The sequence below is a fragment of the Dactylosporangium siamense genome (assembly GCF_016862795.1).
Taxonomy (GTDB): domain Bacteria; phylum Actinomycetota; class Actinomycetes; order Mycobacteriales; family Micromonosporaceae; genus Dactylosporangium; species Dactylosporangium siamense.
On record NZ_BONQ01000081.1, the window covers coordinates 79,836 to 96,268 of the forward strand.

A 16,433-nucleotide genomic window follows, 5' to 3' on the forward strand; every position below is an offset into this window, starting at 1 on the left:
GTGGCACCGGCACCGCCGCACCACGTCGTCGTCGGCGGCAGCGCGGCGGGCGTCGCCGCCGCCTTCGGCCTGCGCGAGCACGGCTTCACCGGCCGCGTCACGCTCGTGGACGCGGGCACCGACCTGCCCTACGAGCGGCCGCCGCTGTCGAAACCGTCCGGCGGGCACCCCGCGCCGCGGCCGATCATGCCGTCGTCGGCCTACCGGGAGCAGGGGATCGAGCTGCGGCTGGGCGTCGCCGTGCGCGACCTGGACACCGGCACGCGCACCGTGACCCTCGACGACGGTGACCGCATCGCCGCCGACGCGGTCCTGCTGGCGACCGGGGTGTCGCCGCGGCGGCTGGACATCCCCGGCCGCGGCCTGGACAACGTCCTGGTCCTGCGCGACATCGACGACGCCCGGGCGTGGGCGGCCCGGCTGGCTGCCGCCGGGCCGGTCGTCCTGCTCGGCGGGGGTTTCATCGGCCTGGAGGCCGCGGCGGTCGCCCGCCGGCGCGGCCTGCCGGTCACCGTGGTCGAAGCGACGGCGCTGCCGCTCGGCGCCGCGCTCGGCCCCGAACTCGCCCGGCTCGTCGTCCAGCAGCACGTTGCGCACGGCGTGCGGTTCCACACCGGTCGGCACGCGACCGCCCTGCACGGTGCTGGCGCGGTCGAGCAGGTGGAGCTGGACGACGGCACCCGGCTGCCGGCGGCCACGGTCCTCGTCGGCTGCGGGGTCGTGCCCAACGACGCACTGGCCCGCCGGGCCGGCGCCGACACCGGCGACGGGATCCGGGTGGACGGGCACGGCCGCACGAGCGTGCCCTGGGTCTGGGCGGCCGGGGACGTCGCCGCCTACTTCAGCCCGTATACGGGCCGGGTCCAGCGCATCGAGCACTGGGACGTGGCGTCGCGGCACGGCAGGGCCGTGGGTGCCAGCATGGCCGGCGTCCACACCGTCAGCGCGGAGGCACCCTACTTCTGGTCGGATCAGTACGACCGGCGGCTGCAGATGTTCGGCCGGGCCCGGCCGGGCGACCGGATGGTGCTGCGGCCGGACGCGGGCCCGGAACACTTCCTGGGCTTCTGGGTCCGCGACGGGTGCCTGGTCGCCGCCGCCGGTCTGGACGCGGCCAGGCAGCTGCGGGCGGCGAAACCGCTGATCGAACGCCGCATCCCGGTCGACCCCGCCGCACTCGCGGATCCGTCCGTGGACCTCAGATCGCTGGTCCGGGCCGGCACCGCGGCCGCCTGACCGCGGTTCAGTCCCGCGCGGCCGCGATCACGGAGGCCCGGACGGCCTGGAAGAGGTCGTCCATCGACCGGCGCAGCGCGTCGAGGTCCGGACCGCAGGTCAGGATCAGCCCCCGGGTCGCGGCCTCGGTCAGGACGGCGAGCCGCCGGGCCAGCCCGGCGGCGTCGGCGGCGCCGTGATCCCGGGCGAACGCCAGGAACGTCGGCTCCAGCTCCCGCTGCGTGGTCGTGCGCAGCTGCGCCATCACCTTGCGCAGCTCGGGGTCGCTGTGGCTGAGCCGCATGAGATCGGCGTCGAGCAGGAACGCCGCGTGCTCCTTGATGATCGCCGCGATCGCACCGGACCAGTAGGCCCGGAACCGGGCGTCCGGGTCGCCGGTGCCGGCGGTGTAGCCGGGGATGTCCGCGAAGAATCGGGCCGACCAGCGCTCCATGACCGCGGCGAGGATGCCGGCCTTGCCGGTGAAATGGTGGTAGATCGATCCCACCGGCAGCCCGGACTCCCGGCGGATGGCGGCGATCGAGGTTTTGTCGTAGCCCTGGCCGGTCATGAGCCGTTCGGCGACGTCCAGGATGACGTCGCGGGAGTGCCGGACCTGCTCGTCCGGGGCCGCCGCCGGGGCCGCCTGGGCGGGTCGCGCCGTCGGGCTCATGCGGCGAGGTCGGGCGAGGTCGCCATCACGCGGCTCAGCCCGGTGACGGTCTCGCGGAGCGGGTTGACGAACAGGTCGCCGCTGCCGTTGGCGGCGGCGAACGCCACGGAGACGGCGGCGACCGCCCTGCCGTTGTTGAGGACCGGGACCGCGACGCAGGCCAGGCCGGGCGCCGCCTCCTCCCGATCGGTTGCGACGCCCCGTCGGCGGACCTCCTGCAGGTGCTCCGTGGCCAACTCGGTGCTGAGGCGGTCGCCGAAGGCGAGCATCGCCTTGCCGACGCCGGTGCGGCCGGCGGGCAGCCGGCCGCCGATGAGCGCCGGGGTGTTGGGCGACTGCGGGCTGGTCAGCTTCTCCAGGTAGATGACGTCGGCGCCGTGCAGCATCGCGAGGTGCACGGTCTGGCCGGTCACGCGGCGCAGCCGCTCGAGGTAGGGCAGCGCGGTCTCGCGCAGCCTGACGTCCAGTGACAGGGCGCCCATGGTGAACATCCTGAGCCCGATCTTGTACCCGGTGCCGACCCGCTCGACGGCCCCGACGTCCAGGAGCATGCCGAGCAGGCGGTGGACCGTCGACTTCGGCAGGCCGCTGCGCCGCGCGATGTCACTGAGCGTCAGGATCCGATGGCCCTGGTTGAAGGCGGCGAGGACGTCGAACGCCTTCCACAGCACGGACGGCGCGGCGCCGTCCGTCGAGGATGCGTGGGTCGCCATATCTGTCCTCCCTCACTAGAACGTCGTTCTAGTGAGGATGTTACGTCCGTGTTTCGCCTCCTGCCAAGAGGGCCGCCCGGAGGTCCAGGGCGATGTCGACGATCATGTCCTCCTGCCCGCCGACCAGCTGACGCGCGCCGACCTGGGTGAGGATGTCGCGGGTGTCGAGACCGTAGGTCGCCGCGGCGGCCTCGGCGTGGCGCAGGAAGCTGGAGTACACCCCGGCACTGCCGAGCGTGAGCGTCTCCCGGTCGACCCGGATCGGACGGTCCATCAACGGCCGGACGATGTCGTCGGCCGCGTCCTGCAGCGCGAACAGGTCACAGCCGTGCCGCCAGCCCTGCCGGTCGGCCACCGCGATGAGCGGCTCGATCGGGCAGTTGCCGGCGCCGGCGCCGAGCCCGGCGAGCGAGGCGTCGACACGGGTGACGCCCTCCTCGACCGCCACGACGCTGTTGGCCACGGACAGCGAGAGGTTCTCATGGGCGTGGATGCCGATCTGGGTCGTGTCGTCCAGCACGTCGCGGTACGCCCGGACCCGCGCGGCGACGTCCGCCATGGTCAGGTGACCGCCGGAGTCGGTCACGTAGACGCAGTGGGCGCCGTAGGACTCCATCAGCCGGGCCTGTTCGGCGAGGGCCGCCGGGGCGGCCAGGTGGCTCATCATGAGGAACCCCGAGACGTCCATGCCGAGTTCGCGCGCGGTGGCGATGTGCTGCGCGGCGACGTCGGCCTCGGTGCAGTGGGTGGCGATCCGCACCGAGGTGACGCCGAGGGCGTGCGCCCGCCGCAGGTCCGCGATGGTGCCGATCCCGGGCAGCAGCAGCGTGGTCAGCCGGGCCCTGGTAACGGTGCCGGCGGCGACCTCCAGCCACTGCCAGTCGGTGTGGCTGCCCGGCCCGTAGGTGAGGCTGCCCCCGGCGAGGCCGTCGCCGTGCGCCACCTCGATCGCGTCGACGCCCGCCCGGTCCAGCGCCGTGACGACGCGCTGGATGTCCGCCAGGGAGATGCGGTGCCGCAGGGCGTGCATGCCGTCGCGCAGGGTGACGTCCTGGACGTAGATCGCGGTCATCGGACGGCCTTCCGGTCGGCGAGGCGCTCGGCGACCCGCAGGGCGGCCGAGGTCATGATGTCGAGGTTCCCGGCGTAGGCCGGCAGGTAGTGCGCCGCACCCTCGACCTCGAGGAACGCGGTGACCTGCGTGGTCACCGGCCCGGCTCCGTCGGGCAGCAGGGTGTGCACCGGGGCGTCGGCGGGCAGGTCCGTGAACTGCACCTGCTGCTTGAGCCGGTAGCCGGGGACATACGCGCCGACCGCGGCGACCATGTCCGCCACCGAGGCGCGCACGGCGTCCCGGTCGGCGTCGCCGATCAGGCAGTGCACCGTGTCACGCATGATGAGCGGCGGCTCGGCCGGGTTCAGGACGATGATCGCCTTGCCGCGGCCGGCCCCGCCGACGGCCTCGATGGCGGCGGCCGTGGTCTCGGTGAACTCGTCGATGTTGGCCCTCGTTCCGGGACCGGCCGACCGCGACGCGATCGAGGCCACGATCTCCGCGTACGGCACCGCGGTGACCCGCGAGACCGCCGCGACGACCGGGATCGTCGCCTGGCCTCCGCAGGTGACCATGTTGACGTTCGTGGCGTCGAGGTGCTGCTCGAGATTGACCGACGGCACGACGTACGGGCCGATCGCGGCCGGTGTCAGGTCGATCATGCGCTTGCCGTAGGGCGCCAGCGCGGCGGCGTTGGCGACGTGTGCCTTCGCCGACGTCGCGTCGAAGACGACCTGGATGTCGGCGAAGTCCGCCATCGCGATCAGCCCCCGCACCCCGTCGGAGGTCGTGGCGACGCCGAGCCGCGCGGCCCGGGCCAGCCCGTCCGAGGCTGGGTCGACGCCGACCATCGCGGCCAGCTGGAGCGCCGGCGACAACCGCAGAATCTTGATCATCAGATCGGTGCCGATGTTGCCGGAGCCGATCACCGCCACCTTGGTGCGGCTCATGCTTCCCCCTCGACGAATCGCACGGAGACCGTGCCGAGCGGGCCGATCTCGGCCCGGACGTCGTCCCCCGGCGCGACGGTGTGCATCGGCCCCAGCGCCCCGGAGAGCACCACCTGGCCGGCGCGCAGCGGGTCGCCCAGATCCCGGGCGGTGCGCGCCAGCCAGGCCAGCGCCTCCAGCGGGTCGCCCAGGCAGGCGGCCCCACTGCCGGTGGACACCACGCGCCCGCCGACGGTCATGGTCATGCCGACCTCCTTCGGCGCGAAGCCGGTCAGGGCGAGCCGGTGGCCGCCGAGCACGTAGAGGCCGCTGGAGGCGTTGTCGGCGACGGTGTCGACGATCCCGATGTCCCAACCGGCGATCCTGCTGTCCACGATCTCCAGCGCGGCCACCGCGTACGCGACGGCGCCGGCGCACCGGGTGGTGGTGAGTCCGTCGCCGTCCAGGTCCTCGGCCAGCACGAAGGCGACCTCGGCCTCGACCCGCGGTTGCAGCAGCCGGCCCATCGCGACCGTGCCGCCGTCGGCCACCGCCATGTCCTCGAACAACACCCCGAAGTCGGGCTGGTCCACCCCGAGTTGCCGCTGCACCGCCGCCGACGTCAGACCGACCTTGCGGCCGGTGACCCGGCCCCCGTCCACGATCCGCCACCCGGTGAGCACCTGCTGCACCGCGTAGGCGCCCGCGACGTCGGCCGCGGCGAAGAGATGGCGGACCGGCGGCACGGTACGCCGCCGGATCCAGGCGTCGGTGAGGCGCACGGCCGCCTCGGCCACCGCATGTGCTGACTCGGTCATGGAGGTCCCGTCGTGATCGCTGGGCTCGGACCCTTCCGAGTGTCGGCGCGGGCACCGCCGCAGCAGGCGGGGCGTTCCGGTGGACGGCACGGTTTCCGGCGATCGGACGCCGCTACCCGGCGGCGGGCACGGACCGCTCCAGCGGGCGGCTGGTCAGCTCGCGGCGGATGACCGGGGCGATCTCGGCGAAGAACAGCTCCAGTGACCCGGTGGAGGCCGCCCGGCCGAGCACGACCCGGTCGACCTGGACGTGGATGTGGACGTGGGAAGATCTCATGGCCGACGTGCCGGTGCGGCGGGAGCATGAACTTCACCGGGGCCACCTCCGCACGAGGCAAGCCTTCGACGTCGCCGGGTTTAACGTCGCGTTCCCGTGGCAGCCCGAAACGTCGGTCGGCTGCACCGACCTCGGCCTCGACCGCCCACCGTCACGCATGACCGACCCAACGAGAGGAACCGACCATGGCAGTGCGGTGGATCGCACCGACGTTCGGCGGACCCGAAGTGCTCACCCTGGTGGAGACGGAGGTCCCGCCACCCGCTGAGGGTGAGGTCACGATCGACGTGCGGGCCGCCGGCGTGAACCCGGCCGACTACAAGCATCTCGCCGCCGGGCGCGGCCCCGACCGGCCGCTGCCGCTGCTGATCGGCTACGAGGTCGCCGGCGTGCTCAGCGCCGTCGGGCCGGGCACCGAGATCGCCTCCGGCGGCGGCGCGTCCGGCGACCCGGTCGTGGCGTTCCGGATCAGCGGCGGCTACGCCTCGCAGGTCACCGTGCCGGCGAAGGACGTCTTCGCCAAGCCGGCCGCGCTGGACTATCCGGCCGCCGCCAACCTGTTGCTCGCCGGGGCGACCGCCGCGGAGGCGCTGCACGTCACGCGGGTCGCGGCGGGCGAGACGATCCTCGTGCACGGCGCGTCCGGCGCGGTCGGCGTCAGCGTGCTGCAACAGGCGCGGCTCATCTGCGCCAGGGTCGTCGGCACCGCGAGCGAACGCAACTTCGACCTGGTGCGCGGCTTCGGCGCGGAGCCGATCGCCTACGGGCCGGGGCTCATGGACCGGGTGCGGGCGGCCGCGCCGGAGGGCGTCGCCGCGGTCATCGACACCGTCGGGACCGACGAGGCCATCGACTCCGCCGGCGAACTGCTCGCCGACGCCGGCCGCGCCGTGACGATCGTCGTGTCGGACCGCTCGCGGGCGGCCGGCGTCACCGCGATCGGCGGCGCGCAACCGGCGAGCGCCGCGTTCCGGGACGCCGTCCGCGCCCGGCTGCTCGACCTGGCCGCCGACGGCCGGCTCGTCGTCCCGGTCGCCCGGACCTTCCCGCTCGACGAGGCCCTCGCGGCGATCGAGCTGGTCCGTGGCACCCACCCGGGCGGCAAGGTCGCCCTCATCCCCTGACGGCGACACCGCCGCTGAGGCCTCATCGCGCGGGCGGCACCCACGGGCCGACGCCACCGATGCGCTCGACGGTGTACCGCACGATGAACCCCGGCCCCTTCGGCGCGGGAAACTCGGTGTCCGGCGACATGTACACCTTCGTCAGCCGGTTGAGCAGATCCCAGGCGTCGTCGCTCGGCTCGACGACGGCGCGCGCCCGCAGCGCGGCGTACTCGTTGAGGAACACGCCGGGCACCCGGGGGGCGGCGAAGGACAGCACCACGCGCGGGTCCCGCTCGATGTTGCGCAGCTTCACGTACCGCGACATGTGCCCGCTGACGAGCTCGTCACCGTCCAGTCCGACCCACACGACGGTCACCTGCGGGCTCCCGTCGGCGTTGATGGTGCTCAGATGCACCAACGGCCCGGACTCGATCAGGTCCCGCAACTGCTGTGGCAGACGCTGTGTCATACGCCCACCGTAACCACGGCCGGTGCGGGCGCTCGGGCCGAAGTTCGCAAGCGCCGGGCCAATTCACCTGCGCTCAGGTCGCGGCCAGCTGGACCGCGAGCGCGATGAAGACCGTCCCGGCGATCCGGTTGAGGATCGTCTGGGCGCTGGCCCGCCGCCGCAGCCAGCGGCCGAGCCGGCCGGCCGTCACCCCGATGACCGCGTCGACCAGCAGCCCGACCACGACGAAGGTCAGGGTTACCGGCGCCGTCGGTTTACGGGTGTTGGCGCCAGCGGCCTTCGGTGACCACGTCCACGGTGTCGTCGACGACCCGGATGGCCGTGTCGTCGTCGATGAAGTAGATCGGGAAGTCGGCGCGCGCGGCGATGCGGTCGGCCCAGGCGTCGTCGCGTTCCGGGAAGTCGGGCGAGTCCAGGTGCGGCTTCAGGTACCAGTCGAAGAGGCCGAACGGCGGCGTGAGCGTGGTCGCGCCGAGGGCGTGCAGGTCCGCGAGGTCGCCGATGACCTCGCCGGAGTGCTCGTCGAGGTGCCGGCTGAAGATCATCGAGCCGGCGCTCACGCCCACGTAGACCCGGCTGCGCAGCGCCTCCAGGACGTCGTCGGTCAGGCCTGCGCCGGTGATGCTGCGGGCCAGGTGGTAGTGGTTGCCGCCCTCGACGTAGATGACGTCGGCGCGCAGCAGCCGGTCCAGCACCGTCTGCCGCGGCAGGCCGTTGAGCTCCAGGACGTTGAACGTGCGCCAGCCCAGCCCGTACATCCGATGCAGCCGCTGAATGAGCCAGCCGTGGTCGCCGGACTCGGCCACCGACGCGGTCGGCACGCACACGACGTCCGCCTCGCTGAACGGCTTGCCCAGCAGGCCCCGGAGCGCGTCCAGCAACGTGTCGTTGGTCAAACCGCTCGACGTCAGCAGCATCCGCATGCTTCGCACACCCCCCGGTCCACCGTAGCCGGTGGCTCAGCGCCAGATCTGCAGGACGATCGGTCGCGTGCGTTCGGTGAAGCCGGCGCCGCCCAGCAGCGCGCGGAGGTCCCGGTCGAACGCGGGTAGCCGGTCGCCGAACAGGTGCGGAGTGGAGCTCGACAGGGAGTAGACGGCGGCGACGATGTCGGCCGCCGACCGGCGCACCGTGTGGCCCGGAAGCTCGATGGTGTGGGGGCCGTCGAATCCTGCCTCCCGGTAGATCTCCTCCTCGTGACCGGGGGAGTCGCCGGGGACCGGCCGCTTGGCGCCCAGGTGCGTCTCGACCAGCGCCGTGATCGCGTCCCAGGGCGGGTTCTGCCCGCCGGTGCCGTCGCCCCGGTGGGTCGTCGCGCCGACGTGCACCAGAGCGCCGCCGGGGTGCAGGACGCGGCGCGCCGCGGCGGCGACCCGTGGCCGGTTCATCCAGTGGAACGACTGCGCGAGCGTGATGACGTCGACGGGCGGCAGGTCGGCCGGTAGGTCTTCGGCCCGCAGGCACCGCCAGGAGACGTTGCCCACGTGCCGCGCGGCCGCCTGCCTGGCGCCCTCGTCGAGCATCCCCTGGTCGGCGTCGACACCGATCGCGTGGGCGAACCGCGCCGCGAGGAGCAGCGTCAGCGAGCCCGGCCCGCAGCCGACGTCGAGCAGCGTGCCCGTGCCGTCCAGGCCGAGCTCGGTGACCAGGGCTTCGGCGAGCTCGGGTGGGTAGGCCATCCGGCCGGCGGTGTAGTACGCGGCGGCTCCGGCGTACAGCGACGGATCCCAGCGCCAGGCGCGTTGGTGGGCGGGCATCGGGACAGCATCACCAACCCCGGGCCCGCCCCGCAACCCGGGTCAGGCGGCGTTCAGTGCCGGGACGGCGTACATGGGGGACAGCTGGCGGTGGAACGCCCGGCGCAGGTTCGTGACGTTCTCGCCCTCCTCGGCGAGCGCCCGCGGCAGTGCGTCGGCGAGGGTGTCGACGAGCCCGGCGATGTCGTCCTCGGTGTGGTGGGCGGTGATCGTGATCCGCACGCCGGAACGCTTCGCGGGCACCGCGGGAGCGCTGGCAACGTCGGTGAAGTAACCGGCCGCGCGTAGCCGGGCGGTGAGGTTGTACGCGACCCCGGGCTGGCCGGCGCCGATGCAGCGGATGGGTGCCTCGCTGCGGCTCACCAGTGGCAGTCCGTGCTCCGCGGCGAGGTGGTTGAAGTGGCGGATGAGGTGCAGGAGCCGCTCCTGCCGCTGGGCCACCTCGGCGGTGCGGTGCAGCTCGACGGAGGCGAGGACGGCGCCGACCATCGGCGGCTGCACCGGGCCGGAGAAGATGAGCGGACCGCCGAGGGTGAACACGCGCCGGCGGGACTCCGCGTCGGGGAAGCTCAACGCACCGCCGGCGGCGGCGAAGGACTTGTTCAGCGACCCGGCCACGACACTGCGCGACAGGGCGAGCGGGCTGAGCGCCTCCAGGGCCCGCCCGCGCCCGTGCCAGCCGGTCCACGAGAACGAGTGCGCGTCGTCGACGTAGAGCCAGAGTTGCTCCTGCTCGGCCATCAGTTCGTTGAGCGCCTCGAACGGCGCGAAGTCGGCGTACATGCTGTAGAGGCCGTCCACGGCGTACCAGATGCGCCGGTGCGTGTGCCGCAGCTCACCGATGCGCCGCCGCAGGGTGCGCAGGTCGCTGTGCGGGATGAGCTCGACCCGGGTGCCCTGCGCCTGCGCGAGCTTGGCGGCGGTCTGGACGCTGTTGTGCACCTGGTAGTCCAGCAGCAGCACGTCGTCGCCGCTGATCAGCGTCGGCATCGTGGCCAGGTGTCCCATGGTGGTGCTCGGGGTGAGCAGCGTGGGCCGGCCGAGCAGGTCGCTGAGCGCCTCCTCGGCCACCGGATAGGTCGGTGCTGACAGGTACGCCCGGGACGAGGAGAACTGGGTGCCGAAGCGCTCCACCGCGTCGACCACCGCGGCCTTCAGCGCCGGGTGGGTCTCCAGGCCGAGATAGCTGCACGAGCCGAAGTTCACCGTGGGCGCGCCGCCCAGCGTGATCATCCGGCCGTCGAGGCGGTCGTCCTCGGCGGTGTTGTGCACCAGCCCGCGCCGCACCCCGTCGGAGATGAGCTCGTCAAACGTCTGCAGCATGTCGTCGGCCTTCGCCACGTGCGACCCCTTCCAGTGGTGTGTACAGCGGGGTCCATCGGTAGCCCCGGGGCCGCTCTGAGTCCCCGGCGGCGTGATCCGAGCCACTGCCCACGAGGTCCGGGCGCCGCAGCGTCAGGGACTGGAACCGGTGACCCCGGCCCTCACCGACGACGTGGAAGTCCACCACGTCGAACCAGGCGGTGGCGAAGCCGAGCAACTGTTCGTCGGTGCGCCACGAGAAGAACCGTGGCGGCATGTACTCGTCGGTGTCGATGGCCCCCTCCGCGCTGTCGGTGCCGCCGTAGACCCCGAGGAAGAACAACCCGCCGGGGCACAGGACGGTCCGGATGGCGGCGAGGACCGTGGGCAGGTCATGGTTCGGTACGTGCAGCAGACAGTTCATCGTGTACACCGCGTCGAACGAGCCGGCCGGCACGTCCAGCCGCAGGAAGTCCATGACGTGCGCCTCGAGACCCTTGGCCCGGCAGCGCTCGACCATCGCCGGGGAGAGGTCGGCCGCCACGACGGCGAAACCCTCGTCCCGGAAGTAGACGCTGTCCTGACCGGTGCCGGCGCCGATCTCCAACAGTCGCGTGCCCGGCGCCAGCCGGTCCCGGAACGCCTGCCGCTCCTCGAGCTTCCACGGCTCCTTGCCGAGCCCGTCGCGCCAGGCCGCCCGCGCGTCGTACGCCGCCTGCAGCGGACCGAGGACATCGTCGTACCGAACCGTCATGCCGACCATTATCGGCCGGGAATGCGGCCGCGCGTCGATGTGTCAGCGCCCCCGGAGGCCCGGGCCGCTGAGCGTGTGCCGGCCTCCGGGGGCGCTGACAGCTTCCAGGCACGCAGATGCGAAATACTTCGTTACTCACCCTGTGCCGACGATGGTCGGCGCCGGCGCGCCAAGACCAGCCGGAGCCACCACGCCGAGCGTGCGCGGAGCCATGTGTTCGACCACTACGCCGCGGGACCGTCGAACGGACCGCAACGTGCCGCACCGCGGTCAGATCTCGGTGATCGGTTCGTGTGACGGCATGGTGTGTCCCAGCACGAGGGTGGGATTCTCAGGCGGGTTGCCGGTGTCGATCGGCGCCTCGAGGATCGCCTCCATGACCTCAACGGGCAGGTTCGGGTTGGCGGCGGCGGCCTCGGTGGTCTCCGGGTCTTCGAACAGCTCCAGCAGCCGTTCCTGGGACAGCCGTGCGTCGTGAGCGACCCAACTCCGCACGCCGGGGTGTTCGTCCCGGCTGAGGCGGTCGATCAGCTCGGCCGGCGCATGGCGGTCGAGGACGACGAGGGCGCGCGCACCCCAGTGCGGCGAGTCGGCATAACGGGTCAGGTCCCCGCCGACGATCGAAGGATGTGCCAGCAGTTGGCTGCGGGTGATGACCCGGGCCTCCAGGTACGTGCGTACGACGAGGTCTGTCGGCACGGCCTCCTGGTTCTCGCAGAGCAGCAACCGAACCGGGAAGTCGTCGTCGGCGGCGAGCTTCGCGATCTGGTCCGCGGTCAGCCTCTTGTTGCGGGCGGCGCTGCGGCGTAGTCCCGGGTGCGCCGAGGACACGCAGCGTTGCAGCTGTTCCCCGCCGGCTTCGAGGACCCAGGCGAGCCGGGGCAGGCGGTCGTTCGTGGACACCTGGTAGCCGATCGCGGTGCGTTGCTGCTCGCTCAGTTCGGGGCGCATCGAGACGTACGTGCGGACCTTCGGATCGGGATCCGCGCACAAGGCCGCGACCACGTCGGCGGGCAGCACCGGCTCGAGTGCGATGTTCGCCTTCTCCCAGACCGAATCGGCCGCGGCGATCGCCCTTGCCCGCTCGGCGGTCATCGGCTCCGGCTCATCGCTGGTTCGGGCCCAGGCGGCGATCTCCTCGTCCTGCGCGTCGGTGAAGGCCGCCACGGCGGCGGATGACAACTCCGGCGGATGCAGGAAACGCAGCATCCGCTTCAGTCCGGGATGTTCGGCGAGCTTGTGATACGCCCACACCGGCAGCGGTTGCGGTCGCCTGGTGTACGGACCTTCGAGCAGAGCGAACACGACCTGGAGGTCCGGATCGTCGACCATCCTGACCCGCTGCTCCGCGGTGACCTGAGCGGCTTGGGCGAGCATCGCGCGGAGGCGGCCGTCCGGGTGGGCGGCGATGATGTCGAACAGCTCGTCGGACCACTCACGCCGATGGATGACGTCGGTGGCGGATGCGGCGGGGTGGGCCAGGATTCGCGGCACGAGCCTGTCGGGCAGCGCGGGGTTGCGTCCGAGGCCGCGCACCCGGGCGCGGGTCTGGTGAGCATTGTCGATCGGCAGGGCATCCTCCTTCGTCACTGTGATGACGGTCGCCGACCTTACGGACGGTTCCGGGCCAGGGGAAACGGTCTTTCGCCCGAGTGACCCGGAACGGCGAGCGCTGTTAGGCTGGACACGGCACGCAGCTCGCCGGGTTCACCGCGACGACCACCCTGTTCTGGATGCTGGACGAGCGGTTCGAGGGTGTCCGCGGGCCGTCCGGCGCTCGTGCTCGGCGGTGCGCTCCCCACCTGGTGGCTATTGCGCTCGGCGTCGAGTGGCGGTGTGGCTCGGCCGGCTCGCTACCGGCCTGATGCTGAGCGGCGATGCTGTGTACATGGCCTCGGGAGCGGATGTCAATGTGTTGCCTGCGGGTTGGTGTCGGCGGCGGCAAGGGCGGCCGCAAGGTCGCACATGTCGCGCAGATTGGCCGTGAACTCGTCGTCCCAGTCAACGGGCTGGTCGAGGTGGGCGCCGAGGGTATGGTGGCCGGGAAGCGACTCGGGTGACAGCTGGGCGCGGCGGGCGGGCGGATCGAGCGTCCCCGCGCCGAACCGGCCACTCATTTCCGACAAGATGTGACCGATCGCTAATGTGCTGAACATGCGTTCCAGCCGCGCCACCTGACCGTGTGGCACTCCGGCATCAAGCAATGCCCGGTAGACCACGTCGACGACGCGGATGGCGCCGGGGCTGACCGCGGGCCGCGTCAGCAGCACCGGCAGCACGGCCGGGTATCGGCCTGCGACCGAACGCAGCCCGTACGCCAGATGCTGGAGCATTTCACGCCAGCCCAAGCCCGGTGGCGCCGGCGGAATCTCCTCGAGCAGGCGGCCGACCACGGCCTCGAGCAGCTCGTCTTTCGTGCGGAAATAGCCGTAGAGCGCCATCGGGGTGACACCGACCCGCTGAGCCACCGCGCGCATCGACAAGGCGTCAAGCCCTCGATCGGCCGCGACCGCCAGCGCCGCGTCGATGATTTCGGGACGGCGTGACTCCTTGAGCTTTCGCATCACCCCAGTATACGGTGTAGACCAGTCTACGACGTATACCGGAGGTGGTCGTGCTCCACGCGGACGGCCTGACCAAGCGCTACGGCGCGGTGCTGGCACTCAACGGTTTCAACCTCGACGTGGCACCCGGCGAGATCACCGGCCTGGTCGGCCACAACGGCGCGGGCAAGTCCACCTTCGTTGACGTGCTGTGCGGCCTGGTGAGACCCGACAGCGGCACGGTGACCTTCAACGGCCGCCCCCTCGCCGCGGCGCGCGGCGACATCGGCGTGGCACCGCAGCACATCGCCCTCTACCCCGGCGCTACAGCCGGCGAACATCTGCGGCTCTACGGCCGCCTGGCCGGCCTGCGCGGGCGTGCGCTCACCACCGCCACCGACGAGGTCATCGACGCGCTGCTGCTCACCGACTTCCTCGACCGACGGGTCGGGCTGCTCTCCGGCGGCCAGCAACGCCGCGTCCAGGCCGCCACCGCGCTACTGCCCCACCCTCCACTGCTCCTCATGGACGAACCAACCGCCGGCGCCGACCCGCAGACCCGCGAGTCGCTGCTGGCCGCCCTCCGCCACCGCGCCGCGGGCGGCACCGCGATCGTCTACGCCACCCACTACCTTCCCGAACTCGCCGACCTGCAAGCGACCGTCGCCGTCGCGCGGCACGGCCGCATCATCGCCCGCGGCACCACCACCCAACTGCTCGACGGCCTGCCCAGCGAGGTGCTGCTACGCACCGCCGGCACCGACGACCTCCGCGTGCACACCACCGACCCGGCGCGCACACTGACCACCCTGCTGCAGAACACCTCTGGGCCGATCGTCGAGATCGACATCCGCAAACCGTCCCTCGACGACCTCTACCGATCACTGGCAGGCTGACAATGATCGATTCCATGTCGCGGATCGCCGCCCTGGCCCGGCACAACACCGTCCTACGGCTACGCGACCCCGGCCAGTTCCTCAGCTACCTCGTCATGCCGATGGTGCTCATGCTGGCACTGAAGCCGCTCTTCGAGCGCGCCGTCACCGGCGGCACCACCCACATCGCCACCGGCACGCTGGTCATCTTCTCCGCGCTCGCCCTCTCCATCGTGGGCAACTCCACCCTCGCCGAACGCTCGTGGCACACCTGGGACAGGTTGCGTTGCACCCGCGCCAGCATCCCCGAACTGCTCGTCGGCAAGACGCTTCCCGCATACGGGCTGCTCCTGCTGCAACAGAGCATCCTGCTGGCATACGGCGTGACCATCATCGGCGCTCACCCACACGACGGCCGCGCCTACGGCCTACTGCTGCTCGGCATCCTCGTGTGGGGCGCCGCACTCCTGGCCATCGGCACCGCCCTGGCCGCCGTGGTACGCAGTCACGGCGAGCTGAGCGCGGCCTGCGACGTAGGCGCGCTGACCCTCACCACGCTCGGGGGCGCCTTCATCCCGGTCACCATGTTCCCGTCCTGGCTACAGACGCTTGCGCCCGCCTCGCCCGGATACTGGTCGCTGTCCATGCTGCAACACGCCATGCGCGGCGACACAAGCGGCACACTGTGGCGGGCCGCCGTGCTGCTCGGCGTCGGCGCGATAGCCGCCGCGTTCGCCTACCGCCGTCTCGCCACCGGTTGGGGCCGCTCGACAACGCTCTGATGTCTCCGTCGAGCCAGAGGCGAGGCGGGCCGGTAGCCCTCAGCGCGCCGTGCCCGCTCGGCCATGGTCGATGCTGAACCGGCTGCCTCTGGTACACGTGGAATTCGGGTGTGGCCGGCCACCCACCGTGCCAGCCTTGACCGACGTCATCGCTGCGAAGGAGAGACTGTTGACAGCCCAAGACCGCGTCCAGGACCTCAACCAGCAGGCGTGGGACCATGCCGTCGACCGTGGCGACAACCCGTACACCCACATCGTCTCCTCCGCGCGCGTGGCCGCGGCTCGACGAGGCGACTGGTCACTGACCGTCAGCGAGCAGCGGCCAGTGCCGAGACACTGGCTTGAACCACTCGCCGGGGCTCGGGTGCTCTGCCTGGCTTCGGGTGGCGGGCAACAGGCGCCGATCCTGGCCGCTGCCGGCGCCGCCGTCACCGTTGTCGACCTGTCCTCCCGCCAACTCGACCAGGACCGGTTCGTCGCCGACCGTGACGGTCTTGAGATCACCACCATGCAGGCCGACATGGCAGATCTGAGCGCCCTTCCCGATCAGGGCTTCGATCTGCTGATCAACCCCGTCTCAACGCTGTTCGTGCCCGACCTCACCCCGGTCTGGGCGGAGTGCCATCGCGTCCTGGTCGACGGCGGCGCCCTGATCAGCGGCTTTCTCAACCCGGACGAGTTCGTGTTCGACAGCGAGGCGCTGGATGACCACGGTGTCTTCGTCGTCAAGAACCCGCTGCCGCACAGCGAGATCGACAGCCTCAGCCCCGAGGCACGCCAACGGCGGCGGCAGGAAAACGGAACGTTCCACTTCAGCCATACGATGGAAACCCAGATAGGCGGCGTCATTGCCGCCGGCTTCACCATCGATGGGTTCTATGAAGATCGGCGGACCGAGGCGGACGGCAACCCTATTCGCCACTTCATGCCCAGCGTCTTCGTGATGCGCGCCCGCAAAGTCTGAACCGCGACCGCCGCCCAGGGCACCCTTGCGCCGCACACCCTGCCGCACTGCTCTTGGCATCCGGACATGCCGCTGCGGGCGCTCTGCACCGGGCAGGTGCTCGGCACCGGGGGTGAGGGATGCTCCCGGGGAGGTCGTGCTTCCGATCGTGCCGATGTGAGGATGGGATCGACGGCCGGAGACCGGAGTCAAAGTTCTGTCC

General features: G+C 71.8%; 18 protein-coding genes and 1 pseudogene. 5 read left to right on the forward strand and 14 right to left on the reverse strand.

Annotation, left to right across the window (positions count from 1 at the left end):
• On the forward strand, positions 1-1,236 hold the full coding sequence (locus tag Dsi01nite_RS25775) for an NAD(P)/FAD-dependent oxidoreductase (RefSeq protein ID WP_203848829.1): 1,236 nt from the start codon (positions 1-3) through the stop codon (positions 1,234-1,236).
• Between the two features lie 7 nt (positions 1,237-1,243).
• Here Dsi01nite_RS25775 and Dsi01nite_RS25780 read toward each other — a convergent pair whose 3' ends face one another.
• The 6 genes from Dsi01nite_RS25780 to Dsi01nite_RS25805 all read right to left on the reverse strand — a co-directional run bounded on the left by Dsi01nite_RS25780 (position 1,244) and on the right by Dsi01nite_RS25805 (position 5,679).
• Positions 1,244-1,888, reverse strand: coding sequence for a TetR/AcrR family transcriptional regulator (locus tag Dsi01nite_RS25780; protein ID WP_203848830.1), 645 nt, complete (start codon positions 1,886-1,888; stop codon positions 1,244-1,246).
• A complete protein-coding gene (locus Dsi01nite_RS25785; protein WP_203848831.1) occupies positions 1,885-2,601 on the reverse strand; it encodes an IclR family transcriptional regulator in 717 nt (238 codons plus the stop codon). Before Dsi01nite_RS25785 ends, Dsi01nite_RS25780 begins: the two co-directional genes overlap by 4 nt.
• A gap of 40 nt (positions 2,602-2,641) precedes the next feature.
• Complete coding sequence (dmpG, locus tag Dsi01nite_RS25790) at positions 2,642-3,673, reverse strand: 4-hydroxy-2-oxovalerate aldolase (protein WP_203848832.1); 1,032 nt, start codon at positions 3,671-3,673, stop codon at positions 2,642-2,644.
• On the reverse strand, positions 3,670-4,605 hold the full coding sequence (locus tag Dsi01nite_RS25795; RefSeq protein WP_203848833.1) for an acetaldehyde dehydrogenase (acetylating): 936 nt from the start codon (positions 4,603-4,605) through the stop codon (positions 3,670-3,672). Before Dsi01nite_RS25795 ends, dmpG begins: the two co-directional genes overlap by 4 nt.
• Positions 4,602-5,402 carry a 2-keto-4-pentenoate hydratase gene (locus Dsi01nite_RS25800; RefSeq protein ID WP_203848834.1) on the reverse strand — a complete coding sequence of 267 codons (801 nt, stop codon included), beginning with the start codon at positions 5,400-5,402 and terminating at the stop codon, positions 4,602-4,604. Before Dsi01nite_RS25800 ends, Dsi01nite_RS25795 begins: the two co-directional genes overlap by 4 nt.
• A 112-nt stretch (positions 5,403-5,514) precedes the next feature.
• Positions 5,515-5,679, reverse strand: a complete 165-nt coding sequence (locus tag Dsi01nite_RS25805) for a hypothetical protein (RefSeq protein WP_203848835.1) — start codon at positions 5,677-5,679, stop codon at positions 5,515-5,517.
• A 185-nt stretch (positions 5,680-5,864) separates the two neighbouring features.
• On the opposite strand from Dsi01nite_RS25805, the gene Dsi01nite_RS25810 reads away from it, so the two are divergent.
• Positions 5,865-6,803 carry an NADP-dependent oxidoreductase gene (locus Dsi01nite_RS25810; RefSeq protein ID WP_203848836.1) on the forward strand — a complete coding sequence of 313 codons (939 nt, stop codon included), beginning with the start codon at positions 5,865-5,867 and terminating at the stop codon, positions 6,801-6,803.
• A gap of 22 nt (positions 6,804-6,825) precedes the next feature.
• Here the strand turns inward: Dsi01nite_RS25810 and Dsi01nite_RS25815 are convergent, their stop codons facing one another.
• The 8 genes and pseudogenes from Dsi01nite_RS25815 to Dsi01nite_RS25850 form a co-directional block, all read right to left on the reverse strand.
• On the reverse strand, positions 6,826-7,254 hold the full coding sequence (locus tag Dsi01nite_RS25815; RefSeq protein ID WP_203848837.1) for a PPOX class F420-dependent oxidoreductase: 429 nt from the start codon (positions 7,252-7,254) through the stop codon (positions 6,826-6,828).
• Between the two features lie 73 nt (positions 7,255-7,327).
• Positions 7,328-7,477, reverse strand: a complete 150-nt coding sequence (locus tag Dsi01nite_RS25820; protein ID WP_203848838.1) for a hypothetical protein — start codon at positions 7,475-7,477, stop codon at positions 7,328-7,330.
• A gap of 31 nt (positions 7,478-7,508) precedes the next feature.
• Positions 7,509-8,177 (reverse strand): Type 1 glutamine amidotransferase-like domain-containing protein, encoded by a 669-nt coding sequence (locus tag Dsi01nite_RS25825; RefSeq protein WP_203848839.1) that lies wholly within the window; start codon positions 8,175-8,177, stop codon positions 7,509-7,511.
• A 36-nt stretch (positions 8,178-8,213) separates the two neighbouring features.
• Positions 8,214-9,011 (reverse strand): class I SAM-dependent methyltransferase, encoded by a 798-nt coding sequence (locus Dsi01nite_RS25830; RefSeq protein WP_203848840.1) that lies wholly within the window; start codon positions 9,009-9,011, stop codon positions 8,214-8,216.
• 42 nt (positions 9,012-9,053) lie between these two features.
• Positions 9,054-10,352, reverse strand: a complete 1,299-nt coding sequence (locus tag Dsi01nite_RS25835; protein WP_203848841.1) for an aminotransferase class I/II-fold pyridoxal phosphate-dependent enzyme — start codon at positions 10,350-10,352, stop codon at positions 9,054-9,056.
• A gap of 97 nt (positions 10,353-10,449) precedes the next feature.
• Positions 10,450-11,076: pseudogene (locus tag Dsi01nite_RS25840) on the reverse strand (class I SAM-dependent methyltransferase); the annotation flags it as partial.
• Positions 11,077-11,337: 261 nt separating this feature from the next.
• A complete protein-coding gene (locus Dsi01nite_RS25845) occupies positions 11,338-12,657 on the reverse strand; it encodes a hypothetical protein (RefSeq protein WP_203848843.1) in 1,320 nt (439 codons plus the stop codon).
• Between the two features lie 317 nt (positions 12,658-12,974).
• Complete coding sequence (locus tag Dsi01nite_RS25850) at positions 12,975-13,631, reverse strand: TetR/AcrR family transcriptional regulator (protein ID WP_203848844.1); 657 nt, start codon at positions 13,629-13,631, stop codon at positions 12,975-12,977.
• Between the two features lie 50 nt (positions 13,632-13,681).
• Here Dsi01nite_RS25850 and Dsi01nite_RS25855 point away from each other — a divergent pair, with 50 nt between their 5' ends.
• The 3 genes from Dsi01nite_RS25855 to Dsi01nite_RS25865 all read left to right on the forward strand — a co-directional run bounded on the left by Dsi01nite_RS25855 (position 13,682) and on the right by Dsi01nite_RS25865 (position 16,231).
• The gene (locus tag Dsi01nite_RS25855) at positions 13,682-14,506 is read left to right on the forward strand and encodes an ABC transporter ATP-binding protein (RefSeq protein ID WP_203848845.1); all 825 of its coding nucleotides are present in this window, start codon (positions 13,682-13,684) and stop codon (positions 14,504-14,506) included.
• A 14-nt stretch (positions 14,507-14,520) separates the two neighbouring features.
• Entirely contained in the window at positions 14,521-15,267 is a 747-nt protein-coding gene (locus Dsi01nite_RS25860; protein WP_203848846.1) for an ABC transporter permease, read from the forward strand.
• 136 nt (positions 15,268-15,403) lie between these two features.
• Positions 15,404-16,231: a class I SAM-dependent methyltransferase gene (locus tag Dsi01nite_RS25865; RefSeq protein WP_203848847.1), complete on the forward strand. Its 828-nt coding sequence runs from the start codon at positions 15,404-15,406 to the stop codon at positions 16,229-16,231.
• The last annotated feature ends 202 nt before the right edge of the window (positions 16,232-16,433 follow it).